Source organism: Petroclostridium sp. X23 (genome assembly GCF_030013905.1).
In the GTDB taxonomy this organism is placed as follows: domain Bacteria; phylum Bacillota; class Clostridia; order SK-Y3; family SK-Y3; genus X23.
The window spans coordinates 4,539,328-4,562,211 of record NZ_CP124862.1; the positions used below are offsets into that span (position 1 = coordinate 4,539,328).

Annotated in this window: 26 protein-coding genes; 24 read left to right on the forward strand and 2 right to left on the reverse strand. The window is 45.5% G+C overall.

The genetic code is table 11. From position 1 onward, the window contains the following. Positions 1 to 11 precede the first annotated feature (11 nt). The 21 genes from QKW49_RS21290 to QKW49_RS21390 all read left to right on the forward strand — a co-directional run bounded on the left by QKW49_RS21290 (position 12) and on the right by QKW49_RS21390 (position 19,586). Positions 12 to 899 (forward strand): hypothetical protein, encoded by an 888-nt coding sequence (locus QKW49_RS21290; RefSeq protein ID WP_282864654.1) that lies wholly within the window; start codon positions 12 to 14, stop codon positions 897 to 899. A 1-nt stretch (position 900) separates the two neighbouring features. Then, on the forward strand, positions 901 to 1,113 hold the full coding sequence (locus QKW49_RS21295; RefSeq protein WP_282864655.1) for a hypothetical protein: 213 nt from the start codon (positions 901 to 903) through the stop codon (positions 1,111 to 1,113). Further along, positions 1,113 to 2,537, forward strand: coding sequence for a phage tail sheath subtilisin-like domain-containing protein (locus QKW49_RS21300; RefSeq protein ID WP_282864656.1), 1,425 nt, complete (start codon positions 1,113 to 1,115; stop codon positions 2,535 to 2,537). The genes QKW49_RS21295 and QKW49_RS21300 overlap by 1 nt, the downstream gene beginning before the upstream one ends. Before the next feature lie 13 nt (positions 2,538 to 2,550). Then, the gene (locus QKW49_RS21305; RefSeq protein WP_282864657.1) at positions 2,551 to 3,000 is read left to right on the forward strand and encodes a phage tail tube protein; all 450 of its coding nucleotides are present in this window, start codon (positions 2,551 to 2,553) and stop codon (positions 2,998 to 3,000) included. 40 nt (positions 3,001 to 3,040) lie between these two features. Then, positions 3,041 to 3,535, forward strand: coding sequence for a hypothetical protein (locus tag QKW49_RS21310; RefSeq protein WP_282864658.1), 495 nt, complete (start codon positions 3,041 to 3,043; stop codon positions 3,533 to 3,535). Between the two features lie 184 nt (positions 3,536 to 3,719). After that, the gene (locus QKW49_RS21315; protein WP_282864659.1) at positions 3,720 to 7,646 is read left to right on the forward strand and encodes a tape measure protein; all 3,927 of its coding nucleotides are present in this window, start codon (positions 3,720 to 3,722) and stop codon (positions 7,644 to 7,646) included. Then, positions 7,646 to 8,308, forward strand: coding sequence for a LysM peptidoglycan-binding domain-containing protein (locus QKW49_RS21320; RefSeq protein WP_282864660.1), 663 nt, complete (start codon positions 7,646 to 7,648; stop codon positions 8,306 to 8,308). The genes QKW49_RS21315 and QKW49_RS21320 overlap by 1 nt, the downstream gene beginning before the upstream one ends. Before the next feature lie 10 nt (positions 8,309 to 8,318). After that, positions 8,319 to 9,311, forward strand: a complete 993-nt coding sequence (locus tag QKW49_RS21325; protein ID WP_282864661.1) for a hypothetical protein — start codon at positions 8,319 to 8,321, stop codon at positions 9,309 to 9,311. Next, on the forward strand, positions 9,311 to 9,724 hold the full coding sequence (locus QKW49_RS21330) for a hypothetical protein (protein WP_282864662.1): 414 nt from the start codon (positions 9,311 to 9,313) through the stop codon (positions 9,722 to 9,724). The genes QKW49_RS21325 and QKW49_RS21330 overlap by 1 nt, the downstream gene beginning before the upstream one ends. An 11-nt stretch (positions 9,725 to 9,735) precedes the next feature. Next, positions 9,736 to 10,185: a DUF2634 domain-containing protein gene (locus tag QKW49_RS21335; RefSeq protein WP_282864663.1), complete on the forward strand. Its 450-nt coding sequence runs from the start codon at positions 9,736 to 9,738 to the stop codon at positions 10,183 to 10,185. A gap of 17 nt (positions 10,186 to 10,202) precedes the next feature. Continuing rightward, on the forward strand, positions 10,203 to 11,315 hold the full coding sequence (locus QKW49_RS21340) for a baseplate J/gp47 family protein (RefSeq protein ID WP_282864664.1): 1,113 nt from the start codon (positions 10,203 to 10,205) through the stop codon (positions 11,313 to 11,315). Continuing rightward, positions 11,312 to 12,397 (forward strand): putative phage tail protein, encoded by a 1,086-nt coding sequence (locus tag QKW49_RS21345; RefSeq protein ID WP_282864665.1) that lies wholly within the window; start codon positions 11,312 to 11,314, stop codon positions 12,395 to 12,397. The genes QKW49_RS21340 and QKW49_RS21345 overlap by 4 nt, the downstream gene beginning before the upstream one ends. Continuing rightward, the gene (locus QKW49_RS21350) at positions 12,394 to 12,687 is read left to right on the forward strand and encodes a hypothetical protein (RefSeq protein WP_282864666.1); all 294 of its coding nucleotides are present in this window, start codon (positions 12,394 to 12,396) and stop codon (positions 12,685 to 12,687) included. The genes QKW49_RS21345 and QKW49_RS21350 overlap by 4 nt, the downstream gene beginning before the upstream one ends. Before the next feature lie 4 nt (positions 12,688 to 12,691). Next, positions 12,692 to 16,726: a hypothetical protein gene (locus QKW49_RS21355; RefSeq protein ID WP_282864667.1), complete on the forward strand. Its 4,035-nt coding sequence runs from the start codon at positions 12,692 to 12,694 to the stop codon at positions 16,724 to 16,726. Between the two features lie 15 nt (positions 16,727 to 16,741). Further along, positions 16,742 to 17,437 (forward strand): hypothetical protein, encoded by a 696-nt coding sequence (locus tag QKW49_RS21360; RefSeq protein WP_282864668.1) that lies wholly within the window; start codon positions 16,742 to 16,744, stop codon positions 17,435 to 17,437. A 12-nt stretch (positions 17,438 to 17,449) separates the two neighbouring features. Beyond that, complete coding sequence (locus QKW49_RS21365) at positions 17,450 to 17,644, forward strand: hypothetical protein (protein ID WP_282864669.1); 195 nt, start codon at positions 17,450 to 17,452, stop codon at positions 17,642 to 17,644. Beyond that, positions 17,644 to 17,784: a CD1375 family protein gene (locus QKW49_RS21370; RefSeq protein ID WP_282864670.1), complete on the forward strand. Its 141-nt coding sequence runs from the start codon at positions 17,644 to 17,646 to the stop codon at positions 17,782 to 17,784. Before QKW49_RS21365 ends, QKW49_RS21370 begins: the two co-directional genes overlap by 1 nt. A 9-nt stretch (positions 17,785 to 17,793) precedes the next feature. Next, the gene (locus QKW49_RS21375; RefSeq protein WP_282864671.1) at positions 17,794 to 17,994 is read left to right on the forward strand and encodes a CD1375 family protein; all 201 of its coding nucleotides are present in this window, start codon (positions 17,794 to 17,796) and stop codon (positions 17,992 to 17,994) included. A 76-nt stretch (positions 17,995 to 18,070) separates the two neighbouring features. Beyond that, positions 18,071 to 18,568: a phage holin family protein gene (locus QKW49_RS21380; protein WP_282864672.1), complete on the forward strand. Its 498-nt coding sequence runs from the start codon at positions 18,071 to 18,073 to the stop codon at positions 18,566 to 18,568. Further along, positions 18,552 to 19,223: a peptidoglycan recognition family protein gene (locus QKW49_RS21385; protein WP_282864673.1), complete on the forward strand. Its 672-nt coding sequence runs from the start codon at positions 18,552 to 18,554 to the stop codon at positions 19,221 to 19,223. The genes QKW49_RS21380 and QKW49_RS21385 overlap by 17 nt, the downstream gene beginning before the upstream one ends. A 12-nt stretch (positions 19,224 to 19,235) precedes the next feature. Beyond that, entirely contained in the window at positions 19,236 to 19,586 is a 351-nt protein-coding gene (locus QKW49_RS21390) for a hypothetical protein (protein ID WP_282864674.1), read from the forward strand. Between the two features lie 285 nt (positions 19,587 to 19,871). Here the strand turns inward: QKW49_RS21390 and QKW49_RS21395 are convergent, their stop codons facing one another. After that, positions 19,872 to 20,123 (reverse strand): DUF2892 domain-containing protein, encoded by a 252-nt coding sequence (locus QKW49_RS21395; RefSeq protein WP_282864675.1) that lies wholly within the window; start codon positions 20,121 to 20,123, stop codon positions 19,872 to 19,874. A gap of 303 nt (positions 20,124 to 20,426) precedes the next feature. Here QKW49_RS21395 and QKW49_RS21400 point away from each other — a divergent pair, with 303 nt between their 5' ends. From QKW49_RS21400 to QKW49_RS21410, 3 genes are all read left to right on the forward strand, one after another. Continuing rightward, complete coding sequence (locus QKW49_RS21400; RefSeq protein WP_282864676.1) at positions 20,427 to 20,609, forward strand: hypothetical protein; 183 nt, start codon at positions 20,427 to 20,429, stop codon at positions 20,607 to 20,609. Between the two features lie 126 nt (positions 20,610 to 20,735). Beyond that, a complete protein-coding gene (locus QKW49_RS21405) occupies positions 20,736 to 20,936 on the forward strand; it encodes a hypothetical protein (protein WP_282864677.1) in 201 nt (66 codons plus the stop codon). A gap of 141 nt (positions 20,937 to 21,077) precedes the next feature. Further along, positions 21,078 to 21,362, forward strand: a complete 285-nt coding sequence (locus tag QKW49_RS21410; RefSeq protein ID WP_282864678.1) for a hypothetical protein — start codon at positions 21,078 to 21,080, stop codon at positions 21,360 to 21,362. 251 nt (positions 21,363 to 21,613) lie between these two features. Here the strand turns inward: QKW49_RS21410 and QKW49_RS21415 are convergent, their stop codons facing one another. After that, positions 21,614 to 22,825, reverse strand: coding sequence for a transposase (locus QKW49_RS21415; protein WP_282863267.1), 1,212 nt, complete (start codon positions 22,823 to 22,825; stop codon positions 21,614 to 21,616). Positions 22,826 to 22,884: the final 59 nt, after the last annotated feature.

Here is a 22,884-nt window from a genome sequence, read left to right on the forward strand (position 1 = left end):
GGGGGATTAAAATGCCTAGTCTCGAGGAGCATTTATACAGCAAGATAATCGGAAGCACCAACATACAGACGCTGCTGACAACATATAGTGGCGCTCCGGCATTCTTTGAAGGACAAGCACCGGATGATACGGATGAAGGATGGACCGGCAGACAATACCCCCGCATGAATTACATTGTGGACCGGGCAGAAGACCCGGAACGCAAAGTAAGCGGCATGGTGGTGTTTGATATATGGTGTGTAAATACAAGTGGTGTAGATACACAGAGTGTGTGGCCCGAGCAAATCGAAGCGGAGGTTAGAGCGCTGGTGGATGGTGCTGTGTTTCATCCTACCGACGAGCCGGTAACAGCCATAAAATGGAACAGAAGCGAGCCTTTCCAAGAGAAAATAAGAAATGACCTGAAGGATGGTATGGTCATAGGTATAACGGTGGCCTTTGACCTATTGGCCTTCCCGGCACAAACCACAACCGATCCGGATCCGATAGCGGCTATTAATCAATGGACTGTTGATACGTTTGGCAGCCTCCAGGTGGATCCACAGACGTGGGCACCGACCGATAGCACCCCGGCCATTTACTGGCGGCTTGTTGGTCTGTCATTGGCACAGCAGACCAACAGCGTCACATGGATGGACGTGGAGATGGCCGGTCATATTTTAACCGGAGGACCGTCGGAGCGTCTCCAATGGGTGAAGCAATTAACAGAGGAGATCGCGCAGACTGGCAGAATTTATATGCTGGACACCTCGCCGATGTTCATCCGCCGTTTAAGCGCAGATTCCAGCGGAGACCCGTTCCGGCAAGGGCAGATAAGGGTAACCGCAAGGTACGGAGTACTGTATAAAAAGCCAATATACGAAATATTAAATCACGCTATTATAGACGGAGGTGTGTAAGATGAGCACAAAGACAAAAGCCGACCAGGAGGCCACAGCGGCACCACAGGAGGCGAAATATAGCAAAGACGAACTTATGGTAGCTGCAGAAGCGGCGTTCGCCGTTAAACCGGAAGTAGTCATGGCGGCCATGAAGATGGCAGGCATAACCGAAGCCACCAAAGCGGAAGCGAAGGCGGCAATAGATAAGTTTAACAAGAAGGAGGTTAAATAATGGGGGGATTTTTTACCGTAGGAGAACAAAAAATCAGACCAGGTGCGTACATACGGTATGAAAACACCGGGGCACCGGCCGAAGGGATCGTGCCGGCAGGCGCGTGCGCGGCAGTTTTCAAAGCCGATTGGGGACCTTTAGGGGTTTCAAAGTCCATATTAACGCCAACGGAAGCGGAGAAATACTATGGCTCCGTAGGGACAAACAACAACATGGACGTTATCACAGAGGAATTGGCAAACTGCGAAGAAGTTATCGCCATTAGGCTCGGTTCCGGAGGAACGAAAGGTACTTACGCCATTAAGGATACAGCTACAACACCGGCAACGGTTATAAACGCCGTGGCAAAGTACCCAGGGACCAGGGCGATCAGCCTTACCATCAAAGACAGTTTGACCGATGCAACTATGCGGGAATTCATCGTCTATGAGGGAACCAAGGAACGGCAAAAAATAACGTTTTCCAAAGGTTCCGGAGAAGTGGACGCTTTGATAGCGGCCTGGACTGAAGCCGGCAGTGATTGGGTAGATCTTACCAAGGTAGCGGCAGGAAACGGCACCCTGCAAACCTTAAGCCAGCAAGCACTGGCCGGAGGAGCAAACCCAACCATCACCAACAGCGATTACAGCGCTGCTTTTAGTGTAATAGAGGCGCTAAATTGGGACGCAATCGCGATAGATACTGAGGATACAACGATTCACGCGTTGTTGCAGGGATTTGTAAGCCGTGTGTTCCGGGAAGGCAAGCTGATCCGTGGAGTAGTCGGAGAAAAAACCACGGTACCACTGGCAACCAGGATGACAAACGCAGCAAGCTTCAATGACTTTTGCATGCATTACTGCTTAAACGGCTGGTATGATGCCGCAGGCAATAAGTACGAAGGGTATAGGACAGCTGCCAGGATTGCGGGAATTATCGCTGCAGCGCCGGCAAACTGGAGCCTAACCCATTATGTCATAACCGGAGCCACCGCGCTAACGGAGACCTTAACCAACCCACAAATTGAGTCAGCGCTCCAAAAAGGCGCGCTAGTATTTACCACAAGTCCGCAAGGCCAGGTATGGATAGAATACGGCATTAACACATTGGTGACACTGACAGCCGACCAGGACGCAGGATGGAAGAAAATCCGCAGGGTTAGCACAAGATTTGAACTCATGAAGCGGATCGCCACAACGGTGGATCCACTTATCGGTAAGGTGGATAACAGTCCGGACGGAAGGGCAACCATTATCGCCGCGGCACAAGGGATTATTAACAAGATGGCAAGTGAAGGAAAACTCTTAGAGGGCGGGACCATTACGGAAGACCCGGATAACGCACCGGCAGGAGATTCGGCATGGTTTAAAATAGCGGTGGATGACCTAGACAGCGGCGAAAAACTCTATTTCGCATACGGATTTAGGTTTGCACCTGAAGCATAAGGAGGGATAACGGATGCCAAAAGAATTATTGGACCCACGGAAAATACTGACCGGTAAGGAAGGGGAACTCTACGACGAGGAAGGGAACTTCCTGGCACAGGTGAACACCTTCCAGGCCCAGGTGAATGTGACAAACACCGACTACCAACCGGCAGGAAGCGCGCTGACAGTGGCGGTATTAACCAGCTATACTGTGACGCTGACATTTACTGAGACCGTTATAAATGATGCAGACTTACTGAAAGCATTTGTAGAAAAGATTAGAGCCGGGAAACAGTTGGAGGCAGCGTTTCAAGGGAAAATCAACGGCCACGATGATACGGCAGGACGCCAGGTGTTCAGAGCATGCGTGCCGGATGGCAGCATCGATCTGATGAACATTCAACCGGGAGACATCCTAAACCGGGCATGGGCATGGAGATGTAACGAGCCGCCGGAACTGCAATCTCTGTTAGGAGCATAAAGAGATAAGAAAGAGACAATAAACGAGGAGGAATAGACCCATGAAAGACTATGAAAACGATGTGGACACTGAAATAACCAAAGAAGAAATATTAATGAGTGAGCAGGACCTTTTACAAGGTCTTCTCGCTGCAGCAGAAGACAAAGAAGACACTAGCAATGCGCTGCCGATTGAGATCGCCAGGAAGGGAAAAGTCCTTTTCCGTTTCCGGATTAGACCACTCGGAGAAGACGAGTATAACAAACAAAGGGAAAAGGCCACCAAGTACGTCCGGAACAAAAGCATGGGCGGCTTAAAGATGCCGGAAAGCACCGATGCAGTACGGTACCGCAGCTATCTCATATACACGGCCACCATCGAAGAAGACCGGAAAAAGCTATGGGATAACAAAGAGGCATGGACACAGTTAAAAGTTATCAATGGCCCGGACTTAATCGACAAGGTACTGCTGGCAGGGGAAAAGGACGCCATCCTGGAAAAATTAGACGAGATCTCCGGATACAGCAGCAATATTGAGGAAGTGTCAAAAAAGTAATAGAGGCCGGTGGCAGAGCAACACTGCTGCACCAGATATTCCAGCGGACAGGAAGAACCCCGGACGAGATAATGGGCAAGGCCCCAGGTGTTCGGGCCTTCTGCTTTGCTAGTATGATCGTGCAGCTAGAGCAGGAAAACAAACCATCGGCCGATTAGTAAAAGCCTGAAAGGGGGGAGCGCTGGTGGCAGAAGAAGTTTTTAGAATAGAGATACCGGTCGAGGCCATCGACAACACAGAACCAGCGCTCGGACAGGCCGAGAAAAAAGTAAGCAAGTTCGAGCGCGGCATGAAAAGAACCAAGGAAATAATGAATAAACTGAATGGGATTACGGTGAAGTTATTAATAAGCGCAATAGACAAAGCCTCCGGCGTGATTGCAGGGATAAGCGGAAAAGTCAAGGGCCTGGTGGGAAAAAGCTACCACATCACGGTCCGGGTGTTAGACTTAGCCACACGACCGTTAAGAGCAATCGGAAGATTCGCGACCAGTGCCATCGGAATGATGACGGCCGGAGCGGGAATCGCCGGGGGCATTGTTATACCCATGAAAATCCAAGGGGACTATGAGCAGACGCAGATCGCCTTTGAGACCATGTTAAAAAGCGGGGAGCGGGCAACCAAGTTTTTAGAAGACGCGGCGGACTTCGCGGATAAGACGCCGTTTGAGTTTCCGGAGCTGATAAACAGCAGTAAACTACTCATGGCCTTTGGATTTGAAGCGGAAAACGTCTTAGGTTTGATGCGGACCATAGGAGACACATCCTCCGGATTAGGCGCCGGTAGTGAGGGTATAGACAGGATTACCCGCGCATTGGGGCAGATGAGAGCCAAAGGAAGGGCGCAAGCCGAAGAAATGCTGCAGCTGCAGGAACTAGGTGTGCCGGCAGCGCAGATTCTCCAGGAGGAGTTAGGTCTCACGGCCGCACAGGTGGCGGATATAGGAAAAGAGGGCATCGCAGCAGGCAAGGTTATAGACGCGCTATTAAGAGGCATGGACAAACGATTCGGAGGGATGATGGATAAGCAGGCTACCACAGCAATGGGGTTGATATCCACCATCTCAGATACCATTAAGAATAAACTGCTCAGACGATGGGGCGAGGGCCTGTGGGGAGGATTTAAACCAGGGCTTACCCAAATTGTAGATTGGTTGGACGATAACAGCGCCAAGGTAAAGGAATGGGGCGAAGACTTCCGGAAAGTGGGAGAAGGAATCAGTAAATGGATAGTCTCCAGGTTAGATACCGTTAAGAGCCGAATAGGGAGCCTAACAGGCAGCACTGAGTGGAAGAATGCGACCACTATGAGTGAAAAAATGAAAATCGCATGGGATAAGGTTATCGCCGAACCGTTCCAGGAATGGTGGGACGGACCAGGAAAGAGCAAAGTCACCGGCATAGCAGAAGACATGGGGCGGGGTTTTGGAGGCGCGCTTGGCGGGTTTATTATGGCCGCCTTTGGTGTGGCTACAGAGCCGGATGATTTGATTCAACAGTCTCCATTCATCAGCGCCGGAACCACGGCCGGAAAGGCCTTCCTTGATTCGTTCATGGAGGCATTCAACGTAGAAAAAATCGCGGCAAAAGCAGCAGAAGCCTTTACAAGCGCCCAGGGGAACCTTAAAGGGTTTGTACCAGGAGGGCAAGGTCCGGATTTTGCATCTTACGCAACCCTGGCTATGGACGCGTTTTTGCTTTTCAAAGCTGGAAAAGGAGCAGCCAAGCTGTTTAAAGGCGGAAAGAGTGTAGTCAGTGGTGGTAAGAGTGTGTTCAATGCCTTTAAAGGAGCCAAAGGGGCAGAAGCGGCAGCGGGAGCAGTAGACGATGCAGCGGATATAGCAAAGACGGCAACACGGACTGTGAAAAATGTCCCAACCGGAGCAAAAGCAGCGACCGGATCGAAGGCAGCAGAGGCAGTACAAACGACAGCGACAAAGGCACCGGGACTATTTGATAGAATCACCGGATGGTTTTTTAAGACTCCATCCAAAGCGCCGATACCAGCACCGGCACAGCCAACGGCCACAGTCACACCGGGATACAAACCAGCTGGTGCCGATTTTTGGAAAGATGTGAAGCTCAAGAGCGTTGAGCAGCGAAAGACTATCGTAGAGATGGCCAACGCCGGAAATTTGTCCAAGTACGATGATGCTGTGACTGCATTTGGGGGAGCCAAGGCACCGGGAATGATTCAAAGGGCCGGCAGTTTCGTAAAAGATATGAATCCATTCAAAGGCGGGGCAAGAACCGAAACCAAAGTGGCCGGAGAAGTAGCGGAAGCGGCCGGGAAACTTGGAAAATTCGGTGGCATGTTAGGTAAGGTAAAATTTATCCCAGTGTTAGGTACCGCACTAGGCATATTGGGGAGCGCGACCACCGTCGCAGCTGCGGCACCGGAACAAAGAGGTCGGGAAACGGCAGGAGAAGCCGGAAGCTGGATAGGTTCCATTGCAGCAGGAGCGGCAGCGGGAGCAGCTGGAGGAGCAGTAGGAGGCTCTATAGTACCAGGAGCAGGAACGGCAATCGGAACTGCAGTAGGAGGCATTCTCGGCGGCATAGGCGGGGCAATTGGCGGAGAGAAATTCACCGAATGGTTATATGATCAAAAAGATGCTGCTACCGCATGGGCTGCAGATGTCGGCAAAATTTTTGGGGATGCATGGACAGGAGTAAAACAAGGTGCTTCCGATGTCGGTCAATGGATAGGTGCTAAATTCAGTGACGCAAAAGATTGGGTGAGTAATACGTGGGGAGGACTCAAGCAAGGAGCTAGTGATGCAGCTACATGGATAGGAGATCGGTTTACCGATGCTAGTAACTGGACGACTACTGCATGGAGTACCGTCAGTGGGTGGTTCTCAGATAATATTATTACACCGATAAAAGATAATTCTATAAATACGGTAAATACACTTGCTGGTGCCGCAGACATAGCCAGAGAAGGAGTTACCATGGCATTAGCACCTATTGGTGCTTGGATTAACACCAATGTATGGGAGCCGGTCAAAGACGGAGCTGCAGCTGTCGGCCAATGGATAAGCAATAAATTTACCGAAGCGAATACATGGGTTATAAATAAGTGGAGTACTTTCACCAACTGGTTTGGTGCCAGCGTATGGACTCCTATTCAAAATGCAGCGACCGCAGCAGGAAAATGGATAAACGGCCGGTTTACCGAGGCAAAATCATGGGTATGCGGCGCATGGTCTGATTTCTCCGGATGGTTCGGTGCTTCCGTGTGGACACCAGTGCAAAACGGAGCCAGCGCGGCCGGTTTATGGATAAGCAATCGCTTCACTGACGCAAAAACCTGGGCAAGCGACTCATGGGCCGGATTTGCCGGATGGTTCGATGAGGTGGTATTATCTCCGGTAAAATCCGGAGCGGAAGTAGCGGGTACTTGGATAAATGATAAGTGGACCAACGCAAAGAACACAGTTACCGAAGCATGGACCGGGTTCGATGCATGGTTTGAAGACACCGTATGGAAACCGGTCAAAGGTGGAGCTGAAAGAGCGGCAAATTGGATAAGCGATAAGTTCACAGACGCTAAAGAATGGATAGCAAGTTTATGGAACGGCGCTGCAGGAACGGTTAGTGTTGCCGTTGAAACAGCAAGGACCCGAGGGGAAGGTATAACAGGCATGAACCCAACAAAACACGCTGTAGGAGGAATTATGACACGTCCACACATGGGATTAGTCGCGGAAGCAGGACCCGAAGCGATTATTCCACTAAGCGAAGGGAAGCGCCAGCGTGGCCTTGACCTTTGGGAAAAGACCGGCCGGTTCTTAGGTGTCCTGCCATACGCCAATGGTGGTATCGTGGGCCACACACAAGAGCACGGAACAACCAGGACAGTGGAGGTGCCGACATCCGTGCCGGTGCCAACATACATTCCAACAAGCAGCAGCAATAAAAAGCCGGTCAGCGTGAAAATAGACGTCAGCGCAAATCCGAAATTTGAGATAAAGAGCGCAGCAGGCGACAAAGAAATTCTGTCGGTTATTAGGCAATATCAATCAAAGATTGTTGACGAGTTCAGTGATCAGATCGCGGAAAAGCTGGTTGCAATCTTTAACAACATGCCGGAAGTGGAGGGAGCATAATGGATTTTTACCTAACAGAAATCAAAGCGAACAACCAGGAAGGAACGCAGATACACTTTCCCATGAATCCGGAAGAAGTGTCGCTGACATCCGGGGTGGTTACCCAAGATTACAACATTATGAACTTAGGAGAAGTCCGGTTTCCCTACGGCAATAGGCTTGACGTGGTGACCTGGGAGGGAAAACTCCCAGGCTCCTCCAGGTCGGCTATGAGTTTTGTGAAAGATTGGATGGACCCGGCAGAAATATATGGATTGCTGAAGAAGTTCAAAACGGCCGGCAGCAAGCTGCGGCTTTTGATTACCGAAACCCCCATTAATATAGACGTGTTCATCGAAGAAATCGTGCCGAGATGGTCGGGAGGGATGGGAGATATCGACTACCGGATTACGCTTACAGAAGCCAGGGAACTGAAGATATACACCGTAGGCGAAGCCAAGACCAAAAAGGAGAACACCGGAGGGGCCACAAGCACCAGCAGAGCCAGCAAACCGGTACAGAAAACCTATACAGTAAAACCAGGAGATACGCTGTGGAAGATAGCGCAAAAGACCCTGGGAAGCGGCAGCCGGTACCGGGAGATATATGAGGCCAGCAAGCCGCCGATCGGGAGCAATCCAAATGTGATATATGCGGGCCAAGTGCTAACCATACCGGTGTGAGGGAAAAACCATGATTGATATTAGACGAATCACATATCAGACTGCAATACTGACGGCCGACGGCCAGGCGTTAGACGCCAACGAACTGCTGCAGAGCCTTTCATGGGAAGACAACCCCGGAGAATTGGCCCAGAGGGCAAACCTGGCGTTCAAAAACCAGGCATACGGCAGCACATGGCTGTCGGCAATAGCGGTACCGGGAGCGCAGTTTTTTATATATGCCGATTGGGGCCAAGGCAGCAAGGAGATATTCCAAGGGCCGATATGGAACTACAATTACGATAGTTCTACCAAGAAGGAACTTACCAACATGGCCTATGATAATTTAATATACCATCAAAAAAGCAAGGACTACCGGTGGTACGCCGCCGGGACCAGCAGCAAGACTATGCTCATGGATATTTTCAACGAGTGGGGAATCCCAGTAGGCAAATACGAAGGTCCGGACGTGCCCATGGGAAAGAAAGTGTTCAAAGGGAAGTATATCGCCGACATGGTGATGGAAATCTTGGACGATGCCAGGAAAAAAGGCGCCGGCAAGTTTATCGCCAGGAGCGTCCAGGGCAAAGCGCAGATTATCCCGAGAGGAAGCAATACCGACGTATACGTGTTTGAGGCGGGAGAAAACGTCGTGATGACCGGCCACAGCATGGACTTAGACGATTTAATCACAAGGGTTAAGATTATCGGGAAAGAAGACAAAGACGAGCGGGCACCGGTGGAAGCGGTAATGGATGGAAAGACGGAATTCGGCATCCTGCAGGACGTGGTACAAAGAAACCAAGACGACACCCTGGTAGCCGCCAAAGCCTCAGCACAAGCGATATTGGAGGAACGCGGAACCCCAAAAATCACCAGGAAGCTGCAATCACCCGATCTGCCATTCTTACGCAAGGGTGATAAAATAAGCGTAAGCGCGGGGAGCCTAAGCGGATACTTCTATGTAAAGGGTGTACAGCACGACGCAACCAATCAGATTATGACGATGGAGGTGGAGGAATAATGGCAGGGAATGCAGGCACAAACAAACTGGCCAGGGTACTGTTTGACAGGATGAAAAGAACCAACAAAAACCAGGACCAGCTGGAACTTGGCACGATAAAAGACGATATGAGCCTGCTGACAGACCATTTCCCGATACCCATCCCAAAGGGTGAATACTTAATCGCCCGGCAGCTTACACTCGGGGATACCGGCGGCAACCTCACTGTTAGCGCCACTGATGGAAGCCACGACGTATACAGCGACCCATATCCGGACCCTGTGTACAGCCATGTGGGCATAGGTGTGGACCACAAGCACGATATCCTCATACCGGAAAAAATGCGGTGGCTAAAACCAGGGGACCGCGTCCTGGTGGCATGGGTGAATCAGGGAACAGACCCGGTCATTATTGACATCGTTATCCCAAGTTAGGAGGGAATACAATGGCAGATAAACAGCTTTTCCCGGTGTTTGAGGCACCGGAAGTGCTACAAGAGACAACAACAGAGACGCAGAAGTTTAAACGCAGTTACTACTTCGATTATGAAACCGGGGACTTCGCGAAAGACGGAGGGAACCGGGTACGGCAGGCAGACGGACATACGGCGTGGGCACAGTGGTGCCTAAAAATCGTTCAGATAGAGCGGTACGCATGCCTGGCATACAGCAGCGATATTGGGATAGAGATGGAAGAAGTAAGAAAGCAGCCAACCAGGAAAGCGGCAGAAGCTGTTCTAGAGAGAACCATCACAGAAGCGCTGCTGGTTCACCCCATGACCGAGTCTGTCCGGGGTTTTAGCTTTCAGTGGGATGGAGATAACCTGGGGACCGAGTTTACAGTATACCCGAAAGAAGGAGTGGCCATCACCATCAATACATCGGTTACTACATAAGGGAAGGAGGGATAACCGTGGCAATTGCATACACACCGCCAAGCTTCCTAAGAAATCAAGATGTTGACAGCGTTTACAGCCGCATGGTGGCAGATGCACCCGCGAACCTGGATACTAGTGAGGCGTCCATGTTTTGGGACGCTACAAGGCCTGTAGCGATCGAAAAAGCGGAGATGGTAGAATTTCAGCTAAACGAAGTAATCCAGTTGATATTCCCACAGTGGGCATACGGCGAATACCTGGACTTGCACGCCGAAAGCGCCGGTGTTGAAAGAAAAGCAGCGGTACCGGCAACCGGTACGGTTACGGTTACCGGGCAGGCAGGCGCGTCAATGGTGGCAGGAACCAAGTTGGCAACACCGGCGGTAGGAGACCAGCCTTCCATTGTGTTCAAAACGACAGAGGCATTAACACTGGATGAAACCGGAACAGGAATGGTGGCTATTGAAGCGGAGGAAGCGGGCATATCCGGAAACGTAGCAGCCAATACCATCACCTTAATGGTTACGCCGGTAACAGGAATAACCGGGATAGCCAATGCAGCACCCACCACCGGAGGAACAACGAAAGAAGACGATGACAGCCTCCGTAAGAGGATACTGGAAGCAAGGCGATTAACACCCATGAGCGGCTCTGTAACAGACTACAAGCTGTGGGCAAAGGAAGTGGACGGCGTCGGTGAGGCATATATTGTACCCGAGTGGGAAGGGCCTGGGACCGGAACGGTTAAAGTCATTGTTGTGGACAGCAACAACCAGCCGGCCAGCACAGCATTGGTGGAAACGGTAAAAGAATACATAGCACCGGATGATCAAGAAGGGAAAGCGCCGATAGGCGCCATCGTAACCGTGATAGCACCGACGGCCCATGTAATAAATTACGCCTTTACCCTGCAGCTTGAAGCCGGATACGGAGAAACAGAAGTTATTGCGGCCATTAAAGAGTCTTTTAACGAGTATTATAAAACCGTAGGAGTAGGCGGCCAGGTTAAATACATTAAGATAGCGGCCATTATAGCCGGCACGGAAGGAGTCAGCGACTTCACCGGCCTAACCATGAACGGCAGCACTGAAAACATACAAGTAACCGATGAAGAATACCCTGCCACCGGGACGGTGAACGGCGTATGAATGATATTTTAACCAGCGTGAGCGGAAAGAGGATGCTAGGCTACGTAGCGCCGGTCTATTACAGCAGCCTGGTCATGCAGGCCATATTCCAGGCCACCGGAACCGAGGTCGACGATCTGCAGCAGTGGACGGCGGAGATAAGAGACCAACTATTCCCGCAGCGGGCCACATGGGGACTGCCGTATTGGGAGTATGTTCTTGGATTACCCACTAAAGAGAGTACCTCGATAGAAAAAAGGCGGCAAGCTATCCTCTCAAAAATGGTGACCAGGATACCGATAACCCCAGCGAAGATAAGGCAAATCGCCGAGGGGGATACCGGCAAGACGGCAAGGGTGGAAAACCGGATAAGTCCATATACGTTCCGGGTGACCATAGAGAGCAACGGCAGCGGAGTGGACCTGGTAAAACTCAACGAGGCCATGAATTACGCGAAACCGGCCCATTTGACAGCAGAGTATGGAATCGCTTATCAGAAAGAATTACAAATCAATGCAGAGTTTAAGCACATAACAAAAAACGATTTGATATTTTGCGGAACATTCTTATGCGGCACTTATCCGGAGATAGCGCAGCGTTATGAGAGCAGAAGCTATGAAGCTTCAATTGTAATAGAAGTAGGTACAGAAACAAAAGTATATGAGTATAAGTATAACTTAGCCGGTACGACCGTTTGCGGAGACGAAGCATATCCGTTTATATCGCAGAGATTCGAGAGCAAGAACTACGAAGCAGCGATAGGAGTAAGCGGAGATTTTGCAGTAAGCATATACGAATATAAATATAACTTAACTGGAACTATTCTTTGTGGAGACGAGGCATACCCGTTTATATCGCAGAGATTCGAGAGCAAAAACTACGAAGCGAGCGTAGGAGTAAGTGCGGATATTGCAACAAAAATGTATGAATATAAATACAAATTAGCCGGGACAACATTTTTATGCGGTACTTATCCGGAGGTAGCGCAGCAATTTGAAAGTAAGAACTACGAAACAGGTATAGAAGTAGGCGACACAGCGGTGGTCACAGTAAAAACATTCCTGATAGCAGGAACATTCAATTGCGGGGAGGGGAATATATGATATCAGCAACCGGACTGACCAAGACAACGAATTTTATCAATGACCTTATTGCCCGAGGAAGATACACAATAGGCGGCGTGGTAAAGTACATTGATATTTACAAAACCGAGGTTTCCGGAAATACCATTACAAAATATCTTTATATTGCAAATGAGGATGCCGGCACAATAACAAACCTAAAGTTAATAGACAAAGACGGTGACATTTATGCGGACCGGCCGGACAGCATAAGCAAGGCGTCGAATAAGGGTATTCTCGTTAGTTTTAAAATTACAATAAGTGAGGTGTAATGAAATGGAGTACACAAAAAAGAAATGGTTCGACCATATAGTGGATGAGAGCACCGGAGCGGTGATCCAGCAAGGTACCCCGGTGAATGCTGCTAACCTGAACAATATAGAGGATGGGGAGGCATGGGCCAAAAATGAAATTAACAACCTGGCCGGAGCCGTGAGAGAAGCAATACCTAGCGGATTTACGAAGTTCAGTGGTTTTGATTTTTCGTATATGACAGCAAACCAAAACAATAAAATCAAACTAACCGGTGGCGGCGTGGCCATGATGAATGGGTACAAGATAGAAATACCGGATGGAACTGTTATTACAATGCCGGACCCACCAGCGACTGGAGAGAGGGACGATGTGGTGTTCTTGGAAGCATGGCTGGATCAAGCTACCGATACTGAAGGTGTGAAACCGAACTGGAGAATAAGGGTACTGCCTGGAGTAGATTTTGCAACCTATCCGATAGACGGGTTTTTTAAGCAAGCAAACAGTGCGTGGTCAGATAATAATGCAGCTATACTACCACAGGGGGGAAACGTAGCACCTGTAAGTTATGTTATAGGTAACGTTGCTCAATGGTCTAGCATGCAATTACGAAATATCACGGGGATCGCAAACCTCAAAGTAGCATTAAAAGATGTGGGGGTTTACGTAGCTGGGGATGGGACCCAAACAGCAAAAGATACCTTGAATACCTCAGACGGCTACGTTTACGCCATACCAATGTTTAGGATTAGGAGAAGAAACAAACTACAGTACAGTGCACAGAACCCCAATGGAGGCATCGGAGATATAGCAACCAGCTATGAGTATATAGATGATACCCATTACAGAGCGCTGGACCACGAAGGAAATGAACTAGGAATAATCGAGATTTTAACGCTGGATAACGGCGTTACAGATGTAATTGACGTTGTTGATGGGTTGTTAACGAAGAAGGTTAAACCATATACGTTACAAGGAAGCGACTATATTACTACAACAACAAGTCAAACATATGTTGATTATGCGGTATACAAAATGCCAAGCGACTGTGCAAATCTTGGTCTTACAGGTACTATAACAGGTCAAGTTTATATACCAAATAAAACTGAATCTATATACCAAAGTGAAATTCCAACAGCAGAAGTTGGAAAATTTTTTACTGGAAATGCTTCAGGCGAAAACAGAATATATTTCATAATTGAAAAAGGCACAGTAGCAACCGCAAGAACGGAAATTGAGGGGATACTTGCGCTCAATTATCAATTGGCGGTGGAACAAATCAACCCCGAAATAAACAGCATAAGCGATTGGCATAAACGATTTGTGCTAGGTGCCCGCATCATAGACGATCGTGACATCATAGACCTACGCCACCAGGTGAGTTTGACCGGGTTTAATTACCAGCAGCTGCTAGAAGAAAACTTCGATAAGCTGCTCCGGGGAGAATTGCAGACAAAAGAGCGCAAAAGACGGCTTAAGGTATACCATGGTATAAGAAAAACGCCGATAGATGCGAATACAGTGTTTTATGCTTCATTGGATGGAACTACGACAGCAGAAGTTGGCGGGGAACTTACTGTAGCCGGGAGTCCTGGCTATAAGCCATCGCCAACGGGTGGAGGGTTGAAGTTTAATCATGCCACAAATACAACGCGATATTCTATTTCAAATGTAAATGAAAAAATAACGGTGGATTTTTGGGTAAATTATGAAGAAGTGAAGATATCAACCTCTGATATCATAATGAAAGCATGGGATGCTGCGGGGAATTCTGCTTTTCTAGTTAGTTTCGATTCTAATAAAGATATACAGGTAAGGACATATAGAGGGAGTACGGGCGACAATTTTTCACCTTATGATGGTTTATTAACTTGTAAAATAGATAGTAATAAACAACCATTTATACACGTAAGGGTAACAATTAACGGGGTATTATTTAAGGCATATATAAATGGAAAAGAACTTACTCAAATTTCGTCACTCAAAAGCCCTACAGGTAATATAAATCGGCCTACACAGATTGACATAGCAGAAACCATCTATGGTGTAACCATATCAGATATGTCTGTTTCCAACATAGACCGTGGCGATGAATTCGCTACATTGCCAAAGGATTTCATCGCAGGATATGCTAGAATTATGCCAGCTATGACTGGCCAGCGGAAAACCCTCAGTGACGCAATAACCGGTCAGTACACCACAGGAGTAGCAAAAGGGACCGGCAGCGGACACAGTAAAGGGGTAACAGTAACCCAGGCAACACCGGGGACATGGGCAGCAGGAGATACCATAAAGGTTAAAGGATTAGCAGGAGAGCTGATAAGTGGGGTAATAGATAGCGATACAATCCTGGCCAGGGTTACAGCAATAAGCGGAACCACCGTAACACTTGATAGCGTAACCGGCCTAGCAAATTCAGACACGGTGAAAGTCTTAAAAGCCGATGGTACCGTAACAAGCGATATCACCATAAGCGCACTTGATACCACAGCAAAGACGGCGACGTTTAGCAGCGTCACAGGAATCGCAGTCGGGGATATGGTGGTTGAAACCACAGCCAGCAGCAGTTCTCCAGTCGTTAAATTTATGAGTGCAGGAACACTTACGGCCGTAACCGGAACATGGGCAGGATTAGGAACCAATGAAGCAACGTTCACGCTTGGAACTAACGCAAGTTTGGTGAATGCAGATATTCAGATAGAGTACAGCTTGGACATGCCTGCAGGGCAGGGCGGAATCGCTGAAGTTTATACGGCAACATTGGCAGGGGAAGCGAAAGGGAAAAAGCTAGTACCCGGAACTGTAGCAGTACAGGACGATTTTGTCGGTAAGGTAGTAGGAAGCACAACAGAAAACCCGAACCTGGCTAAAAAGATAGCAGCGACTACGCTACAGGCGCCTACAAACTTTAGTACAGAGTTTGACCAGGCAGGATACGATACCTCCGAAGCATTAGACGGAACTACTTCTAGTATAACCACTTCCGTAAACGGCGAGATACCACAGCAGCTTTTCAGCTTTGACCTGGTGAAAATGATAGAAGAAAAATACGGAACTATTCCTGCAGTAGATAAGGTAGGGTGGCTGGAAACAAATATTGTAAAAATAACGCCCCATTGGTACGGATACGGTATTGGACCTAACGGTTATAAGGTTTACGTAGCACCATACTACAATAATGCTTGGGGGACGCCTGCTAGTCATTCATATGGTCAAACAGCGCTTTTGACTATTAGCGCCGCGTCAATTCCAGCATTAATAGACAGCGATGGTACGTATAAAGTAATTGTGTATACCGATGCAAGCAATGGAACCACAGCCAGTACGATATATACAGATTATGTAAGTATTGATATAGAATTAACGTGTCCTACAGGTTACGATATGCTGGTACCCGAAAACCCACGCAGAGACGATGGAGCAGCAGCAGTCCTGTTAGTAAGGAAAGCGACTAAAGAAATACAAAGTTATTTTAACGTCGCAGAGACCGATGGTTTAATCACATATGGGGATTTTGTTCCAAAGCAAGCAGACACTCTAAACATAGGAAAAGGAACAATATTGACGACTCCTATGGCATTTTTTACGACTTTAGGAACTACAAACCCAGCGCCTAGTGCCAATCTAATATCAAACTTTGATTTGTTAAACGAGTTTGCAGTAAATACACCCGAAATAAATTCAATTTATACGGATGGAGGGCACATATATCAAACACCAGTGAGCGAATCAGTGGCAGACCATACTGTGCGTCGGGAAATTCAAGGAACAAATAAGGCATATGAAAACTTTGGGGCAGGAAGGGAAGCTAGTTTTTCATTAAACAGGATTCAAACAATAGTAGGACAACAGTATTACTACGCATATTTTGACATGACAAATGTACGAAGTACAGCAAAGTATAAGCCACTTGTGGCGATGTTGGTGAAAGACACCACAGGACAACTTTATATGGTTCTACTGTCGGTAATAGGAACATCAAATATAGGGTTAGGCATGGATAATTCAAGCGGTAGAGGAATTATGTTCAGCTTAAACAAAAAGCCATTACTCAAGTAAAGGAGGGCAAGCATAATGAAAATAGCAATTGACAGATTCACCGAAAAAGTGACCGGCATAGACCGGTCCGATTTACAGAGTGGAATTCAAATAACCGTTCCGGATAGTTTTAATTTTACCAAGACCGTTATCCGGATCGACGGAGAAAAGCAAAAGACCAACGAAGAAGGCCAGCTGCTCTACAAGACCAACGTCCGTATAGGAGAAGACGGACAAGAAGTATGGGATGAGGTAACAACACAGGAGATAGATGGAGAAGCACTGGAGCCGGTCATGGTACCCAACGAAGTCCAAGAGACCGTGGGGTTTCAAAAGGCACCGTATGAATTCACGCTGGAGGAAGTCATACAGGAGAAGTACCGCCAGGCATTAGAGGAGAGCAGCTTCACACACCTGTTGGCCGACGTATTCTTGGATGAGAACGACCTGGACATTGCAGACCCAAGTCACAGCGCAAACACCGGTGTGGGAATCCTGCAATTGCTCCCAGGAGGCCAAGCCAAGACTAAGTCCATTACACTGGATCAGGCAGCGGACGCATTTGCATTGTTAGAATTTGATGCAGACGATGGGGTAGTGATCTACCTTGCCGGCCAACCATTCACCGATGGGAAGCTGCAGCTGACATCAGCAGTAGCCAGCTGCACGATTAGATTTGAGAATACTATCGACAAACCCAAGAGCGTAAGAGCCTACGCAATAGGGTACTAAGGAGGGAGAGCCGTGATAAAAGCAACTAGAACCACACCGGTGGTACCGAAAGACCCGACCCCGGAGGAGCAGATCGCCACTCTGCAGCAGGAACTAAACCAGGCAAAAAACGATACTTTAACAGCATATGAGGCCATGACAGAAGTTTATGAATTGGCCCTCACATTGCAAATAGAAGTGGAAGCACTGAAGGGAGGAACCGTATAATGGCAAGTAAAATAGCTGAAGCATATGCAGCATTGATAGATGCAAATCGAAAGACCATCGACCAGGTACCCGCCCAAATAAAAACAGAAGTTCAGGCCATACTTGACAGCCAGGCAGCAAGTGAGCCGCCGGCAGAATAGGAGGGAGCCATGAGCATAATAAACAAATTGAGGCTTTTTATAACACTTTGGAAAGGAGGAACAAGAACCATGGTTGATATTTACGTCGCATTAATAATCAACAAAAGAAGATCCATTGACCAGGTACCGGCACAGCTAAAAGATGCTGTACTCGCGGACCTTACAGTGCTTGGATTGGATGGATACGGAAATTCGATCTCTGCAGAATAATAGTAAAAGAATTTAAGGGAAATAGAGAAGCTCAGAAGAGAGCTTTTTTTATTTCCCCTAAAAAGGAGGACGGTATATGCATGAACTATTTAATAAGACTGTGGACACTGTTAGGCCCGCCATAGCATTTTTTAGTGCTATTGCGACTTATTTGATGTTTCCGGAGCAAAGTTTTATTGCCTGGTGCATTGCTCTATGGACAGCAATGGTGCTAGATCTTTTAACTAGGTGGTTTGCTATCTTTATAAAGAGCGGAGGAGTCAATGAATCACTAAAGTCTAAGGCATGGAATTCTGAGGCGATGTTTAAAAAGACTTTTGTTAAAATAGTAGCCTATCTGGTTATACAGATTCTTGCCGGCTTGTCATTAAGGTTTGCGTCCATTCCTTACATAAGCAATATTGTAGCCACAGTAGTCTATTCTTTTATGTTTTTCCGGGAATTTGCCAGTAACATTGAAAATCTAATCGATGCGGGGGCTGATTATTTACAGCCCCTTTTGTTTTGGGTGAAAAAAAGAGGAAATGAGGCATTATCGAAAGGAGAGGAGAAAAAAGATGAAGTATCAAATTAAGCAGGATCTAATTACAGGACTACCGCAAAAATCGTATACGAATGGAATAGGTGGTTATATTGGCGTATGCCTACACCACACAGCGCCATCTTCCGGAAAAGAGGATACGGATGAAAGCAATTTAAAGTATTTCAAAGATAACTGGGAAAAAGTACAGGCATTTGCACATGATTTTGTGGATTATGATTCTATCACTAATATGGCGGATATCAACTATCGTGCTTGGGCAGCAGGACGGAAAGGAAATGATTTATATGTCCACATCGAACTATGCAATACCAAGGATTCGGCAAAGTTTAAAGAATCGTATAGCCGGTATGTATGGCTTGCGGCATATAGATTGGCACAAAAGAAACTAGGGGTTGAATACGGTAAAACCCTTGTGACGCACGATTGGGTAAGTAAGAACCTAGGAGGCACCAACCACACGGATCCGGTGGCATACTTAGCATCTCATGGAATGTCAATTGAGCAATTGGTTAAAGACATACAAGCAGAATATAACGAATTGATGGGGGGAAAGCAGATGAACATCGATGAAGCACTGGAGAAACTGGATCAGAAGATTGGTATTGATGTAAAGTACTGGAAAGGTGCTTGCGACTATGTAGGGTACCTAAGAGATCTATTAATAAAGATTGCAAAAAATATTTAAGGAGGCTTAACGATGGAACAATTTCTTAAAATCGCATGGGAGTATCGGTTTATTATCATCTTGGTACTAGCATTCTTGCTGGTGTTTTTATTTGAGCGTCAAAGGGCAATAACTATATTATATGCTTTGATGCTGCAAGCAAAGCGGATGGCGAAAGATATGGTCCTCAAGTCCGGCCAGGAGCAAGAAGATTGGGTAGTTCAGAAAGCAAAAATTTATTTGCCAAAAGAGATCCTTGTTTTCCTTCCGGATGAACGTCTCAAAGCTTTTGTAAAATTTTTGTTTGCAAAGCTTAAAGATTATGCGGATGATGGCCAGCTGAATGATAGTTATAAATCGTCTAGTACAGATGCATCTCTATAATATTATTGCCCCGGGGAGACCTGGGGCTTTATTTTTTTGTTTACAATCTGTTCATAAAATATCTATATTTAAGTGATAATATATTATCAAGGCAACTGACAAACTTTTTTCATTTTCCCCTCCTTTCTTCATACAGGCGTAAGGCCTTTTATATAAAGAAGTCGTCCGGGTAGGGCGATTTTTTGTTTTATCAAAAGATAATCTAGACGACAAATAAATGACATCTATAAACCCCTGATACAAATAAATCTCTATAATACTATTGCACCGGAGAGCCCTGGGGCGTTATTTTTTATGATACATGCGACTCAGTACAAAAGGGTACTTTGTTTTTCGCGTTGACCATCCCATGAGGTCATGTACAAAGCAGTAAGCGAAAAGTGCTTCAACTAATGATATTATAGCAAATACTTTTGTGATAGTTGCTAACCATTTTTTTGATATCTTAGAAAAAGCCAATCCTAGGAGTAACAAACTAATAACTGCTCTTATTATTCTTTCAGTTATGCCTAAATTTTTTTCAAAATCTAAATCCAAAATTTCCACCCTTTTCTTATAAACTTATTTATTTAACTACTTTTATGTTTTCATATATTCAATCAATTATTCACCTGAAAGTAAAAATATTTTTATCTTAAAGGATAGTTTAGCATAGCGTTACTAACGATTTTGCAAAAGCTTTGTCGAAACTTGCGATATTTAGTTTTTGTTTCTTGAAGGATTTTATAGGATTTTCAGAGAATGGATAACTGAATAAAACATACGTAAAACTAAAATTTTACGTTGCATAGGTAATTAAATGTGTAGTAAAGATTATTTATATTTTTTGAGGTGAGGGCAATGAGCAAAAAATATGTTTCTGTAATGAAATGGGTTGCACCCATCGTTACTATGGCTCTTGCATTAATTCAACTGGCGAATATTCCTTTTCCGAATTGGTTGGGAGTATTATTGTTGATTATTACCGCAATATTGTATACAGTTGCCTTTCTTATTGAAAGAAAGAACAATCCTGTAAAATGAGCCTAACCTGTAATTGCAGTTAAGGCACAATCTTCTGATAATGCGAGACTAAAGTTTTGTGTCGGATAGGTAGATTAATGTGAAACGAAGATTATTTATATTTGGACGAAGTCGGAGGGAATCAAAATGTTAATTGGACTTATGCAAGGAATTGGAATTTTTTATTACTGGACTTGGTTTATTTGGCCCTTTGTATTCATATTTTCATTTGCTTTTGGCCTTGCTGAAATTATAAAAGATGAAAATGCTTCTGGAAAAAACATATTGATTGCAGCCGTTTCTCTTTTGATTATTTTAGCCGGAGTCGTTGCACCTGCTTTTAGCTAACAAAGGTTATGAGCATTATCTTCGGTCTTTCATATGTTACAGCATTCTTATTATACGAAACTAAAAGTTACCGGTTAATATTATAAATTTTGTACTTGTAGGATAATGTAAAACTAAAGTAAATAAGAAAGGTTAATGTTTATGAAAATAGAATTTAAAAAGAAACGACCAATTGTAATTGCAATAATATTTGCTTCCATTTTGGGTGTAGTATGTGCAGCGCTATCTATCTATGATGGAGAAAGTTGGGTATTGCGTATTTTAACTCAAGGGAGTCTACTCCTAACAATGCTGTTCCATGGGGTTAACTGTTTTGTATATCACAAGCAAAAAGTAGTGGGTTCTTTTCTATGGATTGTTTCCGGGTTTTTGCTATTTGTGATGATTTTTACAGTTTATGTCGGGCTACAGAAAAATGTTTTTTGATTCTAAATAATATTTATATTATACGAAACTAGAATTTTACATTATACTGCGAATTCATAAAAATAAATGGAGTTTAAATAGTAATGTGAGGATATTTCATAATTCAAAAATCAAGAATGTGGATAATTCCTACTGATATTTTTGAAATTGTGCAAAAAAAGGTTAGACTATCCTTACAATAGATAGTTATCCACAACTATATAGTTTTGAAATTAAGAAATATCATCTCCTGTTCCTTGATAATTAAAATACTAAGCTGCAATATTTTTTGATTGTTCTGCTTTTGTAATTCTTGTAGCAATAATTGCAATGCAGGCTAAATCCATGAATACTTTTGCTTTTTTTAGCCCTGCTACACGCAGATTGTTTAAAGCATAGTTTTCTTTTCCATCACCAAAAAAGCGTTCAACGGATGTTCTTTCATCATATAGATTGTCCCATGCTTCTGTTCCTCGTAATGGATAAGATATAAACCGTGGATTATCCTTAATTTTAACTTTGCCAATGTATCCTGATTTTGTACTCGTACACCAACTTGAACCCATAGGACAATTGGCTTTTCCGCAAGCGTGGGGACATAATAACCGAATGGTTCCATTATCATTTCCACCATTCACATACGGATAATTCATGGTGCAAACAAGTTGACCTTCCCAGTTAATGCCTTCAGGTGGAGTTTTCGTATTTCTCCAGTTAATTGGCATAATAGCTTGAGCACCAAATGATACAGCATGTTGATAGATAGATGGTATATCATAGCCTGTATCCATAATGTAGTAAGATGGTTTGAATAAGTCTTCATAATCTGCCTTAAGCTTATTCATTAGTGGTATTGCCATTACCATATCTGCAACATTTGCAGGGGTTATGATGTACCCTAATGGGATTCCGCTTGTTGTATCTACTACAGCATGCATCTTCCAACCAAACCATTTTATCATATTGCCATTGGTATCTTGCTTGGCACCCCAGTGAGGAAACTCTGGATTGTTTTCTGGTATTTTTGATTTTGGTACAGCATGCTCAAAGGCATCAATTTTCGATGCATCTATTGAGACATGGGAACCATTAATAAGTCCCAAGGTTTTGGCTCTACGAACCATTCTCTGAAAAGTTTTTTCAAGTACATCGGTTTTAGAGAGCTTTTCTATAAACCTAGAGAAAGTTGAAGCACTAGGCGTTTTGCCAATAGTATCAAACCCGCAGGTTACTCTTAAAACGGGGTCTGTTTTCAACCTTTTAACTAATGCTTTAATAGTAGGTATTTGATCTATTTGCATTGCAAGTAAAGCATTGAGCAAGCTGGTATACGCAAATCCTTTAGGACCACGTTTGCTGACATCAATTTTAAAAGTTTCAAGCATAATTGAATAATCAATAAATGTTAAAACAGCTTGTAATTTTGTTAATGGTTGAATTTCTATAATTTGCTCTAAAGTAAATAATGTTGTTTGCCGATTCATAATTCGTACAACGTTTACTCCTTTCTGTGGATTGTTTGGACGAATTATTTATCGGATTG

Coding starts and splice junctions, on each gene's coding strand:
- QKW49_RS21290 (WP_282864654.1), top strand. CDS start 12: ATGCCTAGTCTCGAGGAGCATTTATACAGCAAGATAATCGGAAGCACC.
- QKW49_RS21295 (WP_282864655.1), top strand. CDS start 901: ATGAGCACAAAGACAAAAGCCGACCAGGAGGCCACAGCGGCACCACAG.
- QKW49_RS21300 (WP_282864656.1), top strand. CDS start 1,113: ATGGGGGGATTTTTTACCGTAGGAGAACAAAAAATCAGACCAGGTGCG.
- QKW49_RS21305 (WP_282864657.1), top strand. CDS start 2,551: ATGCCAAAAGAATTATTGGACCCACGGAAAATACTGACCGGTAAGGAA.
- QKW49_RS21310 (WP_282864658.1), top strand. CDS start 3,041: ATGAAAGACTATGAAAACGATGTGGACACTGAAATAACCAAAGAAGAA.
- QKW49_RS21320 (WP_282864660.1), top strand. CDS start 7,646: ATGGATTTTTACCTAACAGAAATCAAAGCGAACAACCAGGAAGGAACG.
- QKW49_RS21325 (WP_282864661.1), top strand. CDS start 8,319: ATGATTGATATTAGACGAATCACATATCAGACTGCAATACTGACGGCC.
- QKW49_RS21330 (WP_282864662.1), top strand. CDS start 9,311: ATGGCAGGGAATGCAGGCACAAACAAACTGGCCAGGGTACTGTTTGAC.
- QKW49_RS21335 (WP_282864663.1), top strand. CDS start 9,736: ATGGCAGATAAACAGCTTTTCCCGGTGTTTGAGGCACCGGAAGTGCTA.
- QKW49_RS21345 (WP_282864665.1), top strand. CDS start 11,312: ATGAATGATATTTTAACCAGCGTGAGCGGAAAGAGGATGCTAGGCTAC.
- QKW49_RS21350 (WP_282864666.1), top strand. CDS start 12,394: ATGATATCAGCAACCGGACTGACCAAGACAACGAATTTTATCAATGAC.
- QKW49_RS21355 (WP_282864667.1), top strand. CDS start 12,692: ATGGAGTACACAAAAAAGAAATGGTTCGACCATATAGTGGATGAGAGC.
- QKW49_RS21360 (WP_282864668.1), top strand. CDS start 16,742: ATGAAAATAGCAATTGACAGATTCACCGAAAAAGTGACCGGCATAGAC.
- QKW49_RS21370 (WP_282864670.1), top strand. CDS start 17,644: ATGGCAAGTAAAATAGCTGAAGCATATGCAGCATTGATAGATGCAAAT.
- QKW49_RS21375 (WP_282864671.1), top strand. CDS start 17,794: ATGAGCATAATAAACAAATTGAGGCTTTTTATAACACTTTGGAAAGGA.
- QKW49_RS21380 (WP_282864672.1), top strand. CDS start 18,071: ATGCATGAACTATTTAATAAGACTGTGGACACTGTTAGGCCCGCCATA.
- QKW49_RS21385 (WP_282864673.1), top strand. CDS start 18,552: ATGAAGTATCAAATTAAGCAGGATCTAATTACAGGACTACCGCAAAAA.
- QKW49_RS21390 (WP_282864674.1), top strand. CDS start 19,236: ATGGAACAATTTCTTAAAATCGCATGGGAGTATCGGTTTATTATCATC.
- QKW49_RS21400 (WP_282864676.1), top strand. CDS start 20,427: ATGAGCAAAAAATATGTTTCTGTAATGAAATGGGTTGCACCCATCGTT.
- QKW49_RS21405 (WP_282864677.1), top strand. CDS start 20,736: ATGTTAATTGGACTTATGCAAGGAATTGGAATTTTTTATTACTGGACT.
- QKW49_RS21410 (WP_282864678.1), top strand. CDS start 21,078: ATGAAAATAGAATTTAAAAAGAAACGACCAATTGTAATTGCAATAATA.
- QKW49_RS21415 (WP_282863267.1), bottom strand. CDS start 22,825: ATGAATCGGCAAACAACATTATTTACTTTAGAGCAAATTATAGAAATT.